The sequence below is a fragment of the Staphylococcus sp. 510 genome (assembly GCF_057219715.1).
The window spans coordinates 34,320-53,959 of record NZ_JBXVVK010000003.1; the positions used below are offsets into that span (position 1 = coordinate 34,320).

General features: G+C 32.6%; 22 protein-coding genes. 11 read left to right on the top strand and 11 right to left on the bottom strand.

The window, feature by feature from the left end; translation table 11 throughout:
* The first annotated feature begins 4 nt into the window (after nt 1-4).
* Together dltC and dltD are read left to right on the top strand one after the other, a co-directional pair.
* Nucleotides 5-241 (top strand): D-alanine--poly(phosphoribitol) ligase subunit 2, encoded by a 237-nt coding sequence (dltC, locus tag AC2D8K_RS03170; protein ID WP_002433359.1) that lies wholly within the window; start codon nt 5-7, stop codon nt 239-241.
* Nucleotides 238-1,437 (top strand): D-alanyl-lipoteichoic acid biosynthesis protein DltD, encoded by a 1,200-nt coding sequence (gene dltD / locus AC2D8K_RS03175; protein ID WP_484697998.1) that lies wholly within the window; start codon nt 238-240, stop codon nt 1,435-1,437. The genes dltC and dltD overlap by 4 nt, the downstream gene beginning before the upstream one ends.
* Nucleotides 1,438-1,503: 66 nt before the next feature.
* Here the strand turns inward: dltD and AC2D8K_RS03180 are convergent, their stop codons facing one another.
* Entirely contained in the window at nt 1,504-2,496 is a 993-nt protein-coding gene (locus tag AC2D8K_RS03180; RefSeq protein WP_484697999.1) for a YeiH family protein, read from the bottom strand.
* Nucleotides 2,497-2,618: 122 nt separating this feature from the next.
* On the opposite strand from AC2D8K_RS03180, the gene AC2D8K_RS03185 reads away from it, so the two are divergent.
* Nucleotides 2,619-3,455, top strand: coding sequence for a LysR family transcriptional regulator (locus tag AC2D8K_RS03185; RefSeq protein ID WP_002450828.1), 837 nt, complete (start codon nt 2,619-2,621; stop codon nt 3,453-3,455).
* Between the two features lie 131 nt (nt 3,456-3,586).
* Here the strand turns inward: AC2D8K_RS03185 and AC2D8K_RS03190 are convergent, their stop codons facing one another.
* A complete protein-coding gene (locus tag AC2D8K_RS03190; RefSeq protein ID WP_002433501.1) occupies nt 3,587-3,829 on the bottom strand; it encodes a NifU family protein in 243 nt (80 codons plus the stop codon).
* Between the two features lie 99 nt (nt 3,830-3,928).
* Here AC2D8K_RS03190 and AC2D8K_RS03195 point away from each other — a divergent pair, with 99 nt between their 5' ends.
* Nucleotides 3,929-4,243: a YuzD family protein gene (locus AC2D8K_RS03195; RefSeq protein WP_002450827.1), complete on the top strand. Its 315-nt coding sequence runs from the start codon at nt 3,929-3,931 to the stop codon at nt 4,241-4,243.
* 80 nt (nt 4,244-4,323) lie between these two features.
* Here AC2D8K_RS03195 and AC2D8K_RS03200 read toward each other — a convergent pair whose 3' ends face one another.
* Nucleotides 4,324-5,388, bottom strand: a complete 1,065-nt coding sequence (locus tag AC2D8K_RS03200) for an NAD(P)/FAD-dependent oxidoreductase (protein WP_002450826.1) — start codon at nt 5,386-5,388, stop codon at nt 4,324-4,326.
* A 329-nt stretch (nt 5,389-5,717) separates the two neighbouring features.
* Here AC2D8K_RS03200 and AC2D8K_RS03205 point away from each other — a divergent pair, with 329 nt between their 5' ends.
* The 6 genes from AC2D8K_RS03205 (at nt 5,718) to AC2D8K_RS03230 (ending at nt 11,317) form a co-directional block, all read left to right on the top strand.
* Nucleotides 5,718-5,963, top strand: coding sequence for a YuzB family protein (locus tag AC2D8K_RS03205; protein ID WP_484698001.1), 246 nt, complete (start codon nt 5,718-5,720; stop codon nt 5,961-5,963).
* A gap of 12 nt (nt 5,964-5,975) precedes the next feature.
* On the top strand, nt 5,976-6,335 hold the full coding sequence (locus AC2D8K_RS03210) for a HesB/IscA family protein (protein WP_002450824.1): 360 nt from the start codon (nt 5,976-5,978) through the stop codon (nt 6,333-6,335).
* 263 nt (nt 6,336-6,598) lie between these two features.
* Nucleotides 6,599-7,807, top strand: coding sequence for an NAD(P)/FAD-dependent oxidoreductase (locus AC2D8K_RS03215; protein WP_002450823.1), 1,209 nt, complete (start codon nt 6,599-6,601; stop codon nt 7,805-7,807).
* Nucleotides 7,808-7,967: 160 nt separating this feature from the next.
* Entirely contained in the window at nt 7,968-9,449 is a 1,482-nt protein-coding gene (locus tag AC2D8K_RS03220; protein WP_002450822.1) for a leucyl aminopeptidase family protein, read from the top strand.
* 155 nt (nt 9,450-9,604) lie between these two features.
* Nucleotides 9,605-10,921 carry a Na+/H+ antiporter family protein gene (locus AC2D8K_RS03225; protein WP_002450821.1) on the top strand — a complete coding sequence of 439 codons (1,317 nt, stop codon included), beginning with the start codon at nt 9,605-9,607 and terminating at the stop codon, nt 10,919-10,921.
* 21 nt (nt 10,922-10,942) lie between these two features.
* Nucleotides 10,943-11,317 (top strand): PaaI family thioesterase, encoded by a 375-nt coding sequence (locus AC2D8K_RS03230; RefSeq protein WP_002450820.1) that lies wholly within the window; start codon nt 10,943-10,945, stop codon nt 11,315-11,317.
* Between the two features lie 43 nt (nt 11,318-11,360).
* On the opposite strand, the gene AC2D8K_RS03235 is transcribed toward AC2D8K_RS03230, so the two are convergent.
* The gene (locus AC2D8K_RS03235) at nt 11,361-12,521 is read right to left on the bottom strand and encodes an NAD(P)-binding domain-containing protein (protein ID WP_207024162.1); all 1,161 of its coding nucleotides are present in this window, start codon (nt 12,519-12,521) and stop codon (nt 11,361-11,363) included.
* A gap of 210 nt (nt 12,522-12,731) precedes the next feature.
* Here AC2D8K_RS03235 and bioB point away from each other — a divergent pair, with 210 nt between their 5' ends.
* A complete protein-coding gene (bioB, locus tag AC2D8K_RS03240) occupies nt 12,732-13,709 on the top strand; it encodes a biotin synthase BioB (RefSeq protein WP_002450817.1) in 978 nt (325 codons plus the stop codon).
* Between the two features lie 82 nt (nt 13,710-13,791).
* Here bioB and mnhG1 read toward each other — a convergent pair whose 3' ends face one another.
* Genes mnhG1 through AC2D8K_RS03275 form a run of 7 tightly spaced genes read right to left on the bottom strand, consistent with a single transcriptional unit; the run spans nt 13,792 to nt 19,563 of the window.
* Nucleotides 13,792-14,148: a Na+/H+ antiporter Mnh1 subunit G gene (gene mnhG1 / locus AC2D8K_RS03245; protein ID WP_002450816.1), complete on the bottom strand. Its 357-nt coding sequence runs from the start codon at nt 14,146-14,148 to the stop codon at nt 13,792-13,794.
* Nucleotides 14,126-14,419 (bottom strand): Na+/H+ antiporter Mnh1 subunit F, encoded by a 294-nt coding sequence (gene mnhF1, locus AC2D8K_RS03250; RefSeq protein ID WP_002450815.1) that lies wholly within the window; start codon nt 14,417-14,419, stop codon nt 14,126-14,128. Before mnhF1 ends, mnhG1 begins: the two co-directional genes overlap by 23 nt.
* On the bottom strand, nt 14,419-14,898 hold the full coding sequence (gene mnhE1, locus AC2D8K_RS03255; RefSeq protein WP_002450814.1) for a Na+/H+ antiporter Mnh1 subunit E: 480 nt from the start codon (nt 14,896-14,898) through the stop codon (nt 14,419-14,421). The genes mnhF1 and mnhE1 overlap by 1 nt, the downstream gene beginning before the upstream one ends.
* Entirely contained in the window at nt 14,898-16,397 is a 1,500-nt protein-coding gene (mnhD1, locus tag AC2D8K_RS03260; protein WP_002450813.1) for a Na+/H+ antiporter Mnh1 subunit D, read from the bottom strand. The genes mnhE1 and mnhD1 overlap by 1 nt, the downstream gene beginning before the upstream one ends.
* Nucleotides 16,384-16,731, bottom strand: a complete 348-nt coding sequence (mnhC1, locus tag AC2D8K_RS03265) for a Na+/H+ antiporter Mnh1 subunit C (RefSeq protein WP_002450812.1) — start codon at nt 16,729-16,731, stop codon at nt 16,384-16,386. Before mnhC1 ends, mnhD1 begins: the two co-directional genes overlap by 14 nt.
* On the bottom strand, nt 16,731-17,159 hold the full coding sequence (gene mnhB1, locus AC2D8K_RS03270; RefSeq protein WP_002450811.1) for a Na+/H+ antiporter Mnh1 subunit B: 429 nt from the start codon (nt 17,157-17,159) through the stop codon (nt 16,731-16,733). The genes mnhC1 and mnhB1 overlap by 1 nt, the downstream gene beginning before the upstream one ends.
* Complete coding sequence (locus tag AC2D8K_RS03275; RefSeq protein ID WP_002450810.1) at nt 17,140-19,563, bottom strand: Na+/H+ antiporter subunit A; 2,424 nt, start codon at nt 19,561-19,563, stop codon at nt 17,140-17,142. The genes mnhB1 and AC2D8K_RS03275 overlap by 20 nt, the downstream gene beginning before the upstream one ends.
* Nucleotides 19,564-19,640: the final 77 nt, after the last annotated feature.

A 19,640-nucleotide genomic window follows, 5' to 3' on the forward strand; every position in this document is an offset into this window, starting at 1 on the left:
AATTATGGAATTTAGAGATCAAGTATTAGATTTATTAGCAGAGGTCGCAGAAAATGATATCGTCAAAGAGAATCCTGATGTAGAAATTTTCGAAGAAGGTATCATTGATTCTTTCCAAACTGTAGGTTTATTATTAGAAATTCAAAATAAATTAGATATCGAAGTATCAATTATGGACTTTGACCGTGATGAGTGGGCTACACCAAATAAAATTGTGGAAGCATTAGAAGAACTACGATGAAATTAAAACCTTTTTTACCAATTCTAATTAGCGGCGTTATTTTCATCATATTTGTCCTGTTACCAGCGCAATTGTTTACAGGATTGATAACTGATAAAACGCTTGCTAATAATAGAATTTCATTAACAGATCAAGTATTAAAAGGCACGCTCATTCAAAATCAACTTTATAAATCAGATAAATACTATCCAATTTATGGTTCTAGTGAATTAGGTAAAGATGATCCATTCAATCCAGCAATTGCATTGAATAAACATCACTCAGACAAAAATGTATTTTTATTAGGTACTGGTGGATCAACGGATTTGATTAATGCGGTTGAACTTGCGTCTCAATATGATAATTTAAAAGGTAAAAAATTAACTTTTATTATCTCTCCGCAATGGTTTACGAATCATGGATTAACTAACCAAAACTTTGACGCACGTATGTCACAAACCCAAATTAACCAAATGTTTAATCAAAAGGATATGCCAGAAGATTTGAAACAACGTTTCGCTAAACGTTTGTTACAATTCCCTCATGTTCATAATAAGGATTATTTAAAACAAGTTGCGAAAGATCCGAATAATGTATATGGAAATTACATTTCAGCATTTAAAGAGAATCAATTAATTAAGATTGAAGCAATTAAATCATTATTCTCTTTCACTAAACCACCATTGTCTCATGTTGATCCTGCCACAGATGAAAAAGCATCATGGAGTCAAATGAGAAATAAAGCAGAAGAAATTGGTAAAGATAATACAAAATCTAATCAATATCATATTAGAGATCCATATTGGAAATTAATTAAAGGAAATAAACGTAAAGTTAAGCGTGATTATGAATTTAACGTTAATTCTCCTGAGTTCCAAGACTTAAAATTACTCGTTCAAACAATGAATAAAGCTGATGCAGATGTACAGTATGTAAGCATTCCTTCGAATGGTAAATGGTATGATCATATTGGTATTGATAGTGATAGACGTCAAGCAGTCTATAAAAAAATTCATTCTACTGTCGTTGATAATGGCGGTAAAATATATGATATGACAGATAAAGACTATGAAAAATATGTGATTAGTGATGCCGTTCATATAGGATGGAAAGGTTGGGTCTACGTTGACCAACAAATTGCTAAACATATGAATGATGACAAACAACCTAAAGTAGATCATAAAGATAAACAAAAGCATCAAGAAGATAACAAATAATAATAAACGCCTTTCAAGTATCATGATGATAAACTTCATCATATAAAGCTTGAAAGGCGTTTTTTTTTAGAATATGGTTTGAGTGATAAAGTAACTTAAGATCGATAAACAAATAGATACAATAATAATAACGAGTAAGGGTTTTAAAGCTCTAGATTTTAAATCTTTAAAAGAAACATTTAATCCAAGTGCTACCATCGCCATTAGTAAAAAGATATTGGTCATGATTTCTAGTACTTTTAATAAAGCAGGTGGAAGTGAAATATATGTATTAATTAAAGCCATTGCAATAAAGCCAATTAAAAAATAAGGGAAATCGATACGATGTGATTGTTCACTGTCTTTATTTTTATATTTAACACATAATATAAAAATGATAATCACAGGTATTAATAAAAATACACGACCTAACTTAGCTAATAATGCAATTTTTAATGAATCAATGCCTGCATAATTACCTGCTAATACAACCTGTGCAATTTCGTGCAAACTGGTTCCTGACCATATACCAAAATGAATAGGTGACATATGAACAATTGAATAGATTAATGTATAAAATAATGAAAAGACAGTGCCGACTAATGCGATAATACCAACACTGATTGCTATATCTTTATATCTAGACTTTATGACAGGTGCAATAGCCGCAATAGCTGCCGCCCCACAAATACCAGTCCCCACACCTAATAGAGTTGTTATTGACGTATCTGTTTTAAACAAACGACTTAAGGCATATGTCATAATAATGCTAAAAATGATAATACAGGCATCCATCAATAATAGTGGACCGCTACGTCCTAAAATTTCATCGATATTCAACTTGAGACCGTAAAAGACGATAGCGATTTTCAATAGTCGCTTAGAAAAAAATGTAATACCAACTTTGTATTGTTCAGGATATCCTTTGAAGTGACGATATAAAATTGCAATAAGTATCGCAATAGATAATCCACCGACATGGTTAAGTATAGGTAATTTAGATAATGCCAGACTTAACATTGCAATACAAAATGTAAATAACATACCTATGAAAAAATATTTATGCTTGAGTTGAATCATGTGCCGTTCCTCCTATAAGAGAAAGTTTAGCATTGTACTGTTATAACGTTAAATAAATATTTGATATAGTATACATAACAAAAGTGATATGATGAATATATATTTTATTAAGGGGAATATCCATGGATCCATATAAAGTATTAATAGAAGTAGTAAAAACAGCAAATTTTACAAAAGCAGCTGCGCATCTGTACACATCACAGCCATCAATAAGTCGTGATATCAAACGACTTGAAACTAAGTATAATGTTAAAATTTTTGAATTTACTAGGCCATCGATTCGTTTAACATCAGATGGTGAGAAGATTTTAAAATATGCACTGCAACGAGAAAATATAGAGCGGGAACTTTGGCAAAATTTAAAAAATGATAAGAAAGATGTAGCGGGTGTACTATCTATAGGTAGTAGTTATACGTATGGTGAGCAATATTTATCACAAAAATTAATAGAAATTGCCAACCAATATCCAGAATTACATGTAAATGCATATTTAACTAATTCAGATACGGTCTTAGATAACGTTAAACACAATGTTGTAGACATTGGAATTGTAGAGAGAGAAATCCAAAATAATACCATTGATTTAGCATGTATATCGCAAGATGAAATGGTCTTAATTTACAATCAAAAAGTAGGCTTTGATGCGAAACAAATATGCTTTGTTCGAGAACAAGGATCAGGTACAAGAATTTACCAAGAAATCGGTTTAACTAACTTATCATTACATCCATATTTAGTGGAAATTAATAGTAATCAAGTAATCGTGGATATGGTGAAAGCTGGTAAAGGATTTACAGTTATATCTAAATCTGTATTAGATGAAGAACATAATAATATATTAGCTGCTATCAAGTTAGACGTCTTTCGAAATTTTTATCTCATAAAGCATAAAGATAAATATCTAGATGTTAATTTGAAAGCTATTATTGAATTATTTCAATGCTATTATGAAGATTAAACGTTACATTGAAATTAACGGAAATTGTAAACAAACAAAAAACACCCATCAATGGATTAATCGTCCAGAGATGGGATAAAACGAAATCAATTATTTTAAATTATATCTTTATATTACACTAACGAAAAACATTAGAATACTTGTTCAACTTCGATAACGCCAGGCACTTCTTCGTGTAACGCACGTTCAATACCAGCTTTTAATGTTATTGTTGAGCTTGGGCAAGTACCACAAGCACCATGTAATTGTAATTTTACGATGCCGTCTTCAACATCAACTAACGTACAGTCGCCACCATCACGTAATAAAAATGGACGTAAACGTTCTATTACTTCAGCTACTTGATCAAACATTGTCGCATTCTCAGTAGGCATGAGATATGTCTCCTTTCAAGTAAATTATTTCATTATCATTATTAGTACATTATAATAGATTAAGTAAGAAAAATCTATAAATCAAAACGAGGGATTTCAATGACTAAAGTGAGTGTTGTTGTTTATGGGGCAGATGTAGTATGTGCAAGTTGTGTGAATGCACCGACATCAAAAGATACATTTGATTGGTTACAACCATTGTTAAAACGAAAATTTCCACACCATCATTTTGAGTTTACTTATATTGATATTGAAAAGGATACCGAAAATCTAACAGATCACGATCAACAATTTATTGAACGTATTCAAGAAGATGAGTTGTTTTATCCTTTGATTACAATGAATGATGAATATGTAGCAGATGGTTATATTCAAACTAAGCAGATTACGCAGTTTGTAGATCAAAAATTTTAAAAACAGAAAGTTAATATAGAGTATTAAAAATAGGGGCAGTGAAACCAATTAAAATGATTTCATTGCCCCTTTTATTTATTTTAACCGTTATGATATTTATATAACCAAAGGACACCTGATTTTAAGATAGAAGCGAGACGTCCGGTAACAGTTCGATCCATAATATAAGCAAATCCTTGTTTATCACCTAGAGAGCCTAAGAAACCTTGAACTTTAAGTTCTGGCATTTTTTCAGGTAATGGTTCGTTATTCCATTGCTTTTTCATTACGTCAGCGATTTGTTCGCCTTGTAATTCAGCTAATTGAGCACTAGGCGCATGTGGTAAGTCTGCACAGTCACCTACAACGTAAACATTTGGATAAGTAGGAATTTGGTGATACTGGTTTAAAATGACACGACCGTTGTTATTAATATCTATAGGTAAATTTCTAACTACTTCAACTGGTTGTATACCAGCCGTCCAAACGACTAAATCGACATCTTCAGGAACACCATTATTATATATCTTTCCTGGTTCGACTTTATCGATGACTGAGTTGGGTACTACAGTAACATCGTGTTTAGAGAACCATTTTGAAATATAATTACTAAGTTTTTCTGGGAAATTGCGTAAAATTCGTGGACCACGATCATATAATAATATTTCTAAATCTGCACGACTTTCACGTAATTCACTAGCTAATTCAATGCCACTCAGTCCAGCACCAACGATAGCAACTTTAGCGCCTTTAGGTAGTTCACTAATACTATGAAAAGTATCGCGTGCCTTCGAAAGGGTTTGAATACTATGTGTATGTGTATCTGCACCAGGTACATTATGATACTTATCTTCGCAACCTAAACCAATGACTAGCTCATCATAATCTATTTTTGAATTACCTACAGAGATGATTTGCTCATCTAAATTAATATCATTGATTTCCCCATAAACTGTATTGATATTTGCATCATTTGGAAACGACATACGTACATCTTTATCTGATTTTGTACCAGCAGCTAATGCATAAAATTCTGGTTTTAAACCATGGAATGGCATACGGTCAATTAAAGTCAACCTATATCCTTCTGGTAACGCATTAGGCAATATACGAGCCATGATGCGCATATTACCGTAACCCCCGCCTAATAAAACAATGTTTTTCATTTTAGTATACCCCTTTATCCTAAAAAATCATGTTATAAATAAGAGCATTAATATTGATATTGCCCTTTAGACTAATGTCATATTAAGCATTTTTGCCCAAAAAAATGATGGAAATGAACAAAAATTTAACCATCTTATCTTATATGACTATGTATTTATATGATTATTATATCGGTTTTTCAAATTGACTACAAATATATATCGAATTAAATTAAATATATTGTTTTATTAGTAAATTTTTCTATTTCCGACATTTTAAGCTCAATAATAGTCATAATAGCGTGTGGTTTGTTATAATATTATAACTATTATAATAGAGAGGGTGTCGTATGTTTCCGTTAGTTGAATTCTGCATTTCCAATATGGCTAAGGGTGGAGATGTGGTTTATGAAAAGTTAGAAAATGATCCTGATGTAGATGTTTTAGAATATGGATGCTTACAAAATTGTGGTATATGCTCCAACGGCTTGTATGCACTGGTTGATGGTGATATTGTTGAAGGAGATACACCGGACAATTTGTTAAATAATATATATAAACATATAGAAGAAAATGATTTTACGAATTTATTATAGGAGGTTATGACAATGCAAACAGTTATTTTAACTGAAGCGGCAGCTTATGAAGTAAAAGACATGTTAGAAAGTAATGATATGCCTGATGGTTATCTTAAAATCAAAGTCAATGGTGGTGGATGCACAGGATTGACTTATGGTATGTCAGCAGAAGCTGAACCAGGTAAAAACGATGAAGTATTAGAATTCTTCGGTTTGAAAGTATTGGTAGATAAACATGATGCCCCAGTATTAAACGGTACAACAATTGATTTCAAACAATCACTAATGGGTGGTGGCTTCCAAATCGATAATCCAAATGCCATTGCTTCATGTGGCTGCGGTAGTTCATTTAGAACTGCTAAGGTTGCAGGTAATCCAGAAGATTGCTAGGCGAGATGACGGTTTTAATTTAATAAATTAAATTTTTCACAATGTGGACTATTGTCGCTTGAAAATATTGTGTAAAAGCTATAGAATTAAACTTGGATTAAATATTGTCTTTTCTGTGAACTTCACGAGATATAGCTTAAAGAAAAAAGACGTAATAATTACTGTGTTGACGTGGTTATAATGCAAGGCTTAATTAAAAAGGTCGTGTATTTTTAAGTATGTTACACTGGAGTTAAAATATTATGAAAGCTTAGGTGAAAACAATGGCTCAAGAACGTAAAAAAGTATTAGTTTTAGGTGCGGGTTATGCAGGTTTACAAACTGTTACTAAATTACAAAAAGAACTTTCTGCAGAAGAAGCGGAAATCACTCTAATTAACAAAAATGATTATCATTACGAAGCAACTTGGTTACATGAAGCTTCAGCAGGTACAATCAATTATGAAGATTTATTATACCCAGTTGAAAGTGTATTGAAAAAAGACAAAGTTAACTTCGTAACTGCAGAAGTTACTAAAATCGATCGCAATGCTAAAAAAGTAGAAACTGACAAAGGCATCTATGATTTTGATATCTTAGTTGTAGCATTAGGATTTGTGAGTGAAACATTTGGTATTGACGGAATGAAAGATCACGCTTTCCAAATTGAAAATGTTTTAACTACGCGTCAATTATCTCGTCATATCGAAGATAAATTCGCTAATTATGCAGCTTCTAAAGAGAAAGACGACAAAGATTTATCTATCTTAGTTGGTGGTGCTGGATTCACTGGTATCGAATTCTTAGGTGAATTAACTGATCGAATTCCTGAATTATGTAGCAAATATGGTATTGACCAAAACAAAGTGAAAATCACTTGTGTTGAAGCAGCACCTAAAATGTTACCAATGTTCTCAGATGACTTAGTTAACCATGCTGTAAACTACTTAGAAAACCGTGGCGTAGAATTTAAAATTGCTACACCAATCGTTGCTTGTAACGAAAAAGGTTTCGTAGTAGAAGTAAATGGTGAAAAACAACAATTAGAAGCAGGTACATCAGTATGGACTGCAGGTGTACGTGGTAGCCACTTAATGGAAGAATCATTTGAAGGTGTTAAACGTGGCCGTATTGTGACTAATCAAGACCTTACAATTGCAGGTCATGATGATATCTTTGTTATCGGTGATGTTTCTGCATTCATCCCAGCAGGTGAAGAACGTCCATTACCAACAACAGCTCAAATCGCAATGCAACAAGGTGAACATGTTGCTAAAAACATCAAACATATCTTAAATGGCGAAGCTAAAGAAGAATTTGAATATGTTGATCGTGGTACAGTATGTTCATTAGGATCTCATGACGGTGTAGGTATTGTTTACGGTAAAGATATTACTGGTAAAAAAGCTGCATTCATGAAGAAAGTTATCGACACTCGTGCTGTATTCAAAATCGGTGGCGTAGGTCTTGCATTCAAAAAAGGTAAATTCTAACTTTTTATGATATATGAAGCCTCCTTACTTAAAAGTTTGGAGGCTTTTTTGTATGCTTAAATATAAATAAGATCATTTACAACTATTGAAAGAGTGACTTTAAAAATAACTACTTATCATAATAGTTGATTTAAATTAAATATCAAAAGGAGGCTGTATGATGAATATCCAAATTAATTCTACTAATCTAGATGACATACATACATTAATTATTGGTATTCCTGAACATATGAATCAATTAAATGATATCGTGTATCACGAACAATCATTAATGAATGATTTAAAAGTTTTAAAGAAAAATCATATTATACAAGGTGCAACTGGAAAGATAACGACATCAATGATTTATATTCAACAACAACCTAAACGTCTTATAACTGTTGGATTAGGAAATATTAAAGAATTAACTTATGCGGATTATTTAATCATTTGGGGAAATGTGTTTCAGTTTTTAAAACAAGAACATATCACAGAAGCAGAATTGTTACTAAACTCATTTTTAAGTCCACATATTGAAGACGATGTAGTGACTAAAACGCTAGGTTTGCAAAGTGAACAAGCTATTTATCAGTTTGACAATTATAAATCTGATAAGCGTGCACCTTATCAACCTGATTTACACGTAAATGTTGACTGTGACCTTGAGAAAATTGAAAGTAAAATACAAGAAGGTAAAACGGTAGGTGAATCAATTAATTTAGCGCGTGAATTAAGTCAAATTCCCCCTAATCTATTAACACCTCAATATTTTGCTGAGCTTGTCGTACAACACTTTAAAGATTCATCTGTAGAAGTAGATATTAAAGATGGTCAGAAAATACAATCAGAAGGATTTGGATTGATACATGCGGTAGGAAAAGGCTCTATCCATGAACCTAGAGTGATTACGATGCAATATGATGGTAGTCGTACTGATGAGAAGCCAATTGTCCTAGTTGGAAAAGGTATTACCTATGACTCAGGTGGCTACAGTATTAAAAGTAAAATAGGAATGCAAACGATGAAATTTGATATGTGTGGCGCTGCAAATGTTGTTGCCATGATTGAGGTTGCTCATCAATTAGCGTTACCAATTAATATTATAGGTATCATAGCTTCTGCTGAAAATATGATTAATGACAAGGCAATGAAACCAGATGACGTTTATACCGCATTAAGTGGTGAAACAGTTGAAGTACTCAATACAGATGCTGAAGGTCGTTTAGTATTAGGTGATGCTGTTGCATATGCAACTCAATTTCAACCTCAAGTTATTTTAGATTTTGCTACATTAACAGGTGCTGCAATTGTGGCTCTAGGTGAAGATAAGGCTGCCGCGTTTGAAACTAATGCCAGTGAGCAATTAAAAGCGATTTTAAGTATCTCTAAAACCGTTGATGAACAAGTGTTTGAATTACCTATTACAAAAACAGAAAGACAGTTAATTAAAAATAGTGATGTCGCAGACTTAGTCAATCACACAAATGGACAAGGGAAAGCTTTATTTGCCGCTTCATTTATCAGTCATTTTAGTGGCTCAGTACCTCATCTGCACTTTGATATAGCTGGTCCAGCAACGATAAATAAACCATCACATAAAGGTCCGAAAGGTCCAACAGGATATATGATTCCAACGATTGTTGAATGGTTAAAATCATTATAGTTATTTAAGGAAGCGCCTTAGCGCTTTCTTTTTTATTTTTTGAAAGGGTTATTTAAACTAGATTTCAATTTCGTATTGACTTTATAAAATTGAGTTGCTATGATATTATCCATAAATACTTTAGTTCGATAGAGTAGTAAAGGATGGTTTTGCGTATGATTAATGCAGTAGTGATTGCTGTTATTTTAATGATTATTTTATGTTTATGTAGGTTGAACGTTGTGATTAGTTTATTCATTAGTGCTTTAGTAGGTGGTATGCTATCTGGCATGAGCCTTGAAAAAGTCATTAACATATTTGGTAAGAATATTGTTGATGGGGCCGAAGTAGCACTGAGTTATGCGTTATTAGGTGGCTTTGCCGCTTTAATTTCCTATAGTGGTATTACTGATTACTTAGTTGGTAAAATTATTAAAGCCATTCACTCTGAAAACAGTCGACTTTCAAGAATCAGAGTGAAAGTGATTATAATTGTTGCACTTTTAGCAATGAGTATTATGAGTCAGAACTTAATACCTGTACATATTGCGTTTATTCCAATAGTAATTCCGCCATTATTAAGTTTATTCAATGATTTAAATATGGATAGACGCTTGATTGGTTTAGTTATTGGATTTGGATTATGTTGGCCGTATGTGTTATTACCGTATGGTTTTGGTCAAATATTCCAGCAAATTATTCAAAGTGGGTTCCAAAAAGCGCACCATCCTATCGAATTTAATATGATTTGGAAAGCGATGCTTATTCCTTCAATGGGCTATATTGTAGGCTTAATTTTAGGACTTATCGTCTATCGTAAGCCTAGAAAATATGAAGAGAGAAATATTAATGATAGAGCAACAGTTACAGAACTAAAACCATATATTTTAGTTGTGACTGTGATTGCCATTTTAGCAACATTTATTGTTCAAACATTAACAGAATCAATGATTTTTGGTGCTTTAGCAGGTGTACTTGTCTTCTTTGTATCACGTGCATATAGTTGGTATGAATTAGATGAGCAATTTGTAGATGGTATTAAAATCATGGCATATATTGGTGTGGTTATTTTAACTGCCAATGGCTTTGCTGGTGTTATGAACGCAACTGGTGATATTGATAATTTGGTTAAAAGTTTAACTAGTATTACTGGAGACCACAAATTAATTAGTATAGTAGTGATGTATATTATCGGATTAATCGTGACGTTAGGTATAGGTTCTTCATTTGCAACAATACCAATTATCGCTTCATTGTTTATTCCATTTGGTGCATCTATTGGTTTAGATACAATGGCATTAATAGCGTTAATCGGTACAGCAAGTGCGTTAGGTGATTCTGGATCACCTGCAAGTGATTCTACATTAGGGCCTACAGCAGGATTAAATATGGACGGTCAACATGATCATATTAGAGATACTTGTATCCCAAACTTTTTATTCTATAATATCCCATTAATTATTTTTGGTACCATTGCGGCCATGGTATTATAGTATAAAAAGAGGAGTGTTAGGTTGACCAATTTATTAGAAACATTTGAAATGAATGTTGAAATTGAAGAAGAAGGTAAAGTTGTCATTTCAATGCCTGTAACAGATAAAGTGAAACAACCGTTTGGTTATCTACATGGTGGCGCAAGTTTAGCATTAGGTGAAACTGCATGCTCATTAGGTGCAGCAAACTTAATTGATACGTCTAAATATATTCCATTAGGTTTAGAGATGAATGCTAATCATATTCATTCAGTTAAAGAAGGTAAAGTGATTGCGATTGCTACTATTATTCATCAAGGCAAATCAACACAAGTATGGCATATTGAAATTAAAGATGACAATAATCAATTAATTAGTATAATGCGAGGAACAATGGCTATTAAGCCATTGAAATAAATAAAAGCTACCGTTTCGTTGTGAAGCGGTAGCTTTTATTATGTTATGATGCGAGTTGTTTTTGTAGGCGAATAAACGCTTGGTATATTCTTTCGGATGCTTCTCTGCCTCCCATAATGTTTCTACCAAAAGGTCCTAGTTCTAAATCAGCTAAACCTCCAGCTACAAATAAATGTGGTAGCCATTCTAGTTCATGCGTAATGTCTGGGAAACCACATTGTGCGATAGGGGCATTGAAATGTAAAACTAAATCTTGAATCATAGGTTGTGACATGACAGTATTTTCAAATCCTGTAGCCAATAAGATATGATCATAATACATCTTACCATTTGAAGTAATGATATGATGATTTTTAATATCTTCAATCTCATTTTTATGAATGATTAAACGACCTTGGCTCATTTTTTTCTTTAAGCGCAGATATAACTCATGAGGCATCGATCCTTTATGACGTTCTGTTTGAATAATACGCATTCTTTCTTCAGAAGATTCGATATTTAGGAATGCATTCATATTTTTGGGACCTAACCATCCTGGATCCGCGTCAAAGTCATGAATTTCAATATCTTTATTAAGCCATAAATGTACTGTTTTACTGTCATCATTATTGACTAATTTTAGGGCTAAATGTGCAGCAGATATACCACTACCTACAACATGAGATGTTTGTTGTTCTTTAATTTGTGATTCTTCTTCATCAAAAATATGTTGAATATCTGGTTGATCATGATACATAGCTGGGATATAGGCACGATGATTGCAACCGTGTGCAATGATTAAATACTGTGTTGACAATATTCGACCATCATTTAATTCTAATTGCCATTGTTGATGATTATCTCGATGTATATGCCTTACGGCTCCTTGTATATGACTTTCATTCAAACGATATTGATGGATGAGTTCATGTGTATGATGCATGAACATATCGCGTTGAGGACGCTTATATGGCCCATAAGTAGCCCCTGTATACTGATTTAATTTAGCGTATTGTTTTAAATGAAATGGTTTTGGATGTATATGGTGTACAAAAGGTGATCTTAAAAAAGGCATACTAATACGATGTGTATAACTATTAAATTGTTCACATAATGTACGATAGGGATCAATGATTGTTAAATCCTTAGCGTCTAAACCAGCTTGTCTTAATTTTAAAGCTATGGTTGTTCCTTGAATGCCACCACCAATAATTGTCCATTGCATACTATCAACTCTTTCTTATTTTTTGTAAAACGTAATTGTTTCGATTTATAAAATTGTAGCATATTTGTGACATGAATACAATTTTTATATTGAAAGGATGAATCACGCTTATAATGTAAACTTTTATTTTGATTAAGTTTACATTATACTAAGTTAAGTCAATGACTATATATGGTGAGTGATTACTTTTTAAGAAGAGGAGGATTTCTGATGACATTATCAGAACGAATTTTAAACAATGAGCATTTTTCTAAAGAAGCGTGGATGCATATATTTGAAGATGAACATATCGATACATTGGATTTATTACATGAAGCGTATAACATTAGAAAGCATTATTATGGTAAACGTGTAAAATTAAATATGATATTAAATGCTAAAAGTGGTATTTGTCCTGAAGATTGTGGCTATTGTGGTCAATCTAGAGAAATGAAGCAAAAACAGAGATATAGTTTAGTTGATAAAGAACAGATTAAAGATGGTGCCAATGTAGCACGAGAACATCAAATTGGAACGTATTGTATTGTGATGAGTGGCCGTGGTCCAAGTGATAAAGAGGTTGCACATATTTGCGATACAGTTGAGGAAATTAAAAGTATTCATCCTCAATTAAGAATTTGTGCGTGCCTAGGATTAACAAATGAAAAACAAGCTGCAAGGTTAAAAAAAGCAGGTGTCGATCGTTATAATCATAATATTAATACCAGTGCACGATACCATGATAATGTAGTGACTACACATACGTATAAAGATCGTGTTAATACAGTTGAGATTATGAAACAACATCATATATCACCTTGTTCAGGTGTAATATGTGGTATGGGAGAATCAAATGAGGATATCATTGATATGGCATTAGCATTAAAAAAGATTGATGCTGATAGTATACCTATTAATTTTTTACACCCGATTAAAGGTACTAAATTTGGAGATATGGATGAGTTAAATCCAATAAAGTGTTTACGAATTATTGCGATGTTTAGATTAATTAATCCTACTAAAGAAATAAGAATAGCAGGTGGACGAGAAGTGAATTTAAGATCATTACAACCTTTAGCATTACAAGCTGCTAATTCAATATTTGTTGGAGATTATTTAATTACTGGTGGACAGCCTAATCAAATGGATTACGAGATGTTAGAGGATTTAGGATTTGAAATTGATGTTGTTAATAACGACACCCATTAAAATTATTTGCAATTCAAATATGTCATATTAATATAAAACAGCCAAACGGTTGATGTATAACATCCCGATTGGCTGTTTATTTCTATAATTTTTTATCTTTTAAATCGTCTTTGATTTCATCTTGTTTAGTATTTTTACTGTAGGGTGTTTTAATATTATAGGCTGCTTTCATAATCATATGGCTTGAAAGTGGACCAGTGATTAGTACAAATATGATGCCTATAATTAACTGCATATTTGTATAACCATCTTTAACAATAAAGTATAAAAAGGCCCCAAATAATAAACTCATAGCACCTAAAGTAGACGCTTTTCCTGCAGCATGTGCACGTGAATAAACGTCTTCAAGCCTCAATAAACCAATAGCTGCTACCGCACTAATAAGTGCACCAATCATAATTAAGATAATTGAAATACTAATGATGATGGTTTCGATCATGTTCAATCACCTTACCTTTATCCATGAATTTTGAAAATACAGCTGTGCCTAAAAAGGCTAAAATACCTACTAGTAGGATAACAACAATCATATATTTGATATCCATTAAAATACTAAAAAGGGCAATAACTGCCATCAATTGTAATCCCATTGCATCTAATGCAACAACTCTGTCGGCTAGAGATGGGCCTAAAATAACTCTAACTAACATTGCTAACATAGATAATACGACAATGACTAAAGCAATAATTATTAATGTTTTGGTAATCATTATTGTTCGCCCACCTCTCTAACTACTTTTTCAAGTGAAGATTTAATACCTTCAGTTTCTTCTTCAGTAGTACTAAAGTCAATGGCATGGATATAAATTTTTGTACGATCATCACTAATTCCAAGGACGACAGTACCTGGCGTTAGTGTAATCAGGTTAGACAGTAACACGATTTGCCAATCCGTCTTCAAGTCTGTGTGATAGACAAAGAACCCAGGTTTATTTGAAATATGTGGTTTTAAAATAATTTTCAACACATCTAAATTCGCTTTAATTAATTCTAGTAAGAAAATGAAAACTAATTTAATCATTCTATAAATACGTATGAGATAAAATTTACCTGGCATCACACGGTGGAGTAGGTAAACTAAAATGAGACCAAATAGATAGCCTAATACAAAGTTATTAAGTGTATAACTATCAGAGATAAGTAACCATATGATTGAGACTAATAAATTAATAACAATTTGGACTGCCATTATGATTTACCCCCCAATACGCTATTGATGTAAACAGTTGGATCGTAGAATGTTGTTGCGCCTTCTTTAATAATAGGGTATAACACATCTGCTGATAAACCGAATATCACAGTAATAACCACAGCTACGATAGATACGGTAGTCATACCTAATGTATTAGCTTTATTTGTGACGTCATATCCTTTAGGTTCTCCGAAGAATCCTTTTAAGAAAATTCTTATGACTGAGTATAAAACAACTAAACTTGATAATAAGACAACGATACCAGTGATATAGAAGCCTTTTTCAAATGTAGCTTGCACAATATATAGCTTTCCGTAAAAACCACTTAAAGGTGGGATTCCGGCTAAACTTAATGCAGCAATGAAGAAGGTCCAACCTAGCACTGGGTATTGTTTAATTAAACCACCAAATAAACGTAAATCGGTAGTTTTAGTGATTTTATACATGACCCCGATGAGTAAGAATAGAGATGCTTTTACTAACATATCATGGATAGTGTAATAAATAGCACCTATCATACCTGCTTCATTCATCATAGCTACGCCAACCAATATAACGCCAACAGCAATCATAATATTGTATAGAATGATTTTCTTTGTATCATAGTATGCTATTGCACCAACGCAACCGAATATAATCGTCATGATAGCTAGGAATAAAATGACATAGTGAGAAAAACTTACTGTATTGTTAAAGAACAAACTTAAAGTTCTAGCAATTGCATAGACGCCGACCTTTGTTAATAACGCACCGAAGAATGCAATAATAGCGAAAGGTGGCGCATAATAAGCGCCTGGTAGCCAAACATACATAGGGAAGACACCAGCTTTTGTAGCAAAGACAAATATAAATAATATAAATACAATGTTTACTAAGCCACTTTCATGTGCTGATAAATCATTCAAACGTTGACTAATATGCGCTAAGTTTAAAGTGCCCACGACAGAGTATAGAATCGCTACACCCATGACAAAGAATGATGATGATACAACATTGACTAATATATACTTAATCGTTTCTTGTAATTGAATCTTTGTCGTACCAATAACTAATAAACAGTAGGATGACATTAAGAATACTTCGAAGAATACGAATAAGTTGAAAATATCACCTGTTGTAAATGCACCGATGATACCAATAAGCATAAACATAATAGAGAAATAATAATAAAACGTTTCTCTTTCAACACCAATAGATCGATAAGAATATAATATGATGAGTGCAGTAATGATAATACTCGTAATAATCAATAATGCACTAAAAATATCTAATACAAAAACGATACTATAGGGTGCTTTCCATGAACCTAATTCTAATTTAATAGGTCCATCTTGTAAGACATTTTTTAAATTAAGTATTGCAATTATTAATGTAATGATTGTACCTACTAATGCGACATAACGTTTGATATGCGGTCTTTTTCCAATGAAGACGAGTAATATTGCCGTCAGAATTGGTACAACTAAAGTAAGAGCTAACATATTACTCTCTGACATCTTCTGGAACTCCTTTCATACTTTCAACGTTATCTGTACCAAGTTCTTTATAAGTTCTAAATGCTAAAACTAAAAAGAAAGCAGTAGTAGCAAAAGCGATAACGATGGCTGTTAATATAAGTGCTTGTGGGATTGGATCAACATAACTTTGCGTGCCTTTTTCATAAATAGGTGCTTTGCCATGTTTTAATCCGCCCATTGTTATTAAAAATAAATTTGCTGCGTGTGTTAGTAGCGTAGTCCCCATAATGATCCGTATCAAACTCTTAGACAAAACGAGATAGACGCTAATTGCTGTGAGGATACCACTAACAAATATCATAATAATTTCCACTATTCGTTCTCTCCAATCGATAAAATAATAGTCATTACAGTTCCAACTACGGCACATAAGACACCGAAATCAAAGAATACAGCGGTAGTCATATGCATGGGCGCTAGCAATGGAATAGGTATGTCAAATGTGACATGTGTAAAAAAGTTGTTGGACATGAACCAACTTGCCATTGGAGTACCAACGCAAAATAATAATCCGATACCAATTAATATTTTAAAATCAATTGGAAAAATACGTCTCATTGTCTTTATATCAAATGCAATGGCAATAACAACCAAAGCGCTTGAGAATAATAAACCTCCAACGAAACCGCCACCTGGTGTATAGTGACCTGCTAGAAATAGTGAAAAGCCGAACATCATAACCATAAAGAAAATGATGACTGCTGTATATTGGAACATTAAATCATTTTTCTGTCTGTTCATGACGTTTCACCTCACTTGTTTCTGAACGATGTTGATGTTTCATACGTAATTTAATCATTGTATAAATACCTAAGCCTGCGATACCTAATACGGATGATTCGAATAAAGTATCCATGCCACGGAAATCTACTAAAATAACATTAACCATATTTTTACCTGAAGCAAGATCGTAAACATGATCTTGATAATAATGAGTGATTGATTCGAAGTGTCTATTGCCATACGCAATTAATCCTAAAATCGTCACAACAAAACCGACACCAACCGAAATTAAAGCATTTATGACTTTAAATGATCGTGTTTCGTTGTAACGGTTAAGATTAGGTAAGAAATAGAAACATAGTAAAAATAATGCGGTAGAAATGGATTCTACAACAAATTGTGTTAATGCTAAGTCAGGTGCTTTAAAGAATATAAACAACACTGAAACAGAATAACCGACAGCGCTTAACATAATAATGCTAAATAAACGAGATTTAGCAAAGACAATTAAGAACGAAGCAATGACAAGTAAAACAATGATGCCTACTTCAAATATTCTAATGCGACTGACATCTTTGAAATTAATTGTGAATGGAACACTTAATAAAATTACTGTAGTTAATAAAATTAATAAACCGAAGATAATCACGAGATTATTTCGAGAAGATTCAGTGACATAGCTATTTGTCATATTTTTAGAATACGTTGGCATTATTTTACCAGTTCGATCGTACCAGTAATTAAGTGTAAGTTGGTTAGGTTGTGACTGTAATAATTTAATCCAATAAGCAAACGTTATGATGAGTAAAATACCAATGATGTAGATACCAATAGTTGTAATAAATGCCGGTGTTATACCGTGGAATAAGTGAAACTCGGCACTTACTTGAGTTGTTTGACTCATTGATGTTGTCGCTGGTTCAATAATCGATTGTGTCAATACTCCAGGGAATAGACCAAATATAATAACTAATATAGCTAATATTGATGGTGAAATAAGCATTAATATAGATGCTTCATGAGCTCGTTGTGGTAATTGATTAGGTTTATATTCTCCAAAGAATATATGCATAATAAATTTAATTGAATAGACAAAAGTAAAAATACTTCCGACAATGGCAAGTATTGGGAAGATGAGGCCTAATGTATTTAGACTCATCACATGCGCGTGTGTTAATTCAATGACGGATTCTAAGAATTTCTCTTTAGATAAAAAGCCATTAAAAGGTGGGACGCCTGCCATACTTAATGAAGTAATAACAGTAATCGTGAACGATATAGGCATAATAGTTAATAAACCACCTAATTTCTTAATATCACGCGTTCCGGTACTATGGTCGACTGCACCAGTTATCATGAATAACGCACCTTTAAACGTAGCATGATTAATTAAATGAAATGCAGCTGCAGTAAAGGCAGCTATATAAAGTTGACTATCTTGACCTTCAAAATGATAGCTAACTGCACCCATACCTAACATAGACATGATCATTCCGAGTTGTGACACAGTTGAAAAGGCTAGTATACCTTTTAAATCTTGTTGTTTTGTTGCATTTAAAGATGCCCAAAATAAAGTGATTAATCCAACTAGTGTAACTGTCCAAATCCAACCTTGTGATACAGCAAAAATGGGCGTCATTCTTGCAATTAAATATAAACCAGCTTTAACCATTGTTGCCGAATGTAAATAGGCACTAACAGGTGTTGGTGCTTCCATTGCATCTGGTAACCATATGTAAAAAGGTACTTGAGCTGATTTAGTAAATGCACCAATTAAAATAAATATCATAGCTAGGATAAAGAAAGAACTGTTTTGTATTTCTGCAACGTGTTGAATAATATAATGTAAACTAAATGAATCTGACGCTACAGAAAGTAAAATGATGCCACCTAAAAGGCTAAGTCCTCCAAAAACTGTGATGATTAAAGATTTTTGAGCCCCATAAATGGAAGCCTGTTTCTCTCTCCAAAATGATATAAGTAAAAAACTTGAGAACGAAGTTAACTCCCAGAATAAGTATAAAATAATAAGGTTATCTGAAAGAACAACGCCTAACATTGCACCCATGAAAAGTAATAAATAACAGTAAAAATTCCCTAATTGTTCTGATTGGCTTAAATAACCAATGGAGTATAAGACAACTAAACTGCCGACACCAGTAATCAGTAAGCTGAATAACAACCCTAATCCATCAACATAAAGGTTGAAATTCATACCGATATGTGGCATCCACTTAAAAGTTTTCATTACGGTATTACCTGACGAAGTAGTCGTAATAAAGGATAAGAAATATATAAATAAGACGACGGGGACAGGTAATACAAACCAACCTATGTGAATTCTTTTGAAGAAGCGATATAGGATTGGAATAATGAGTGCAAATATTAACGGTAATAGAACCGCAATATGTAACAAACTCATTAAATTGTCCTCCTTTAAAAATGTTTATGATATTCATTATACATGAATCATATCATTCTGAAAAACGTCTGAACGCT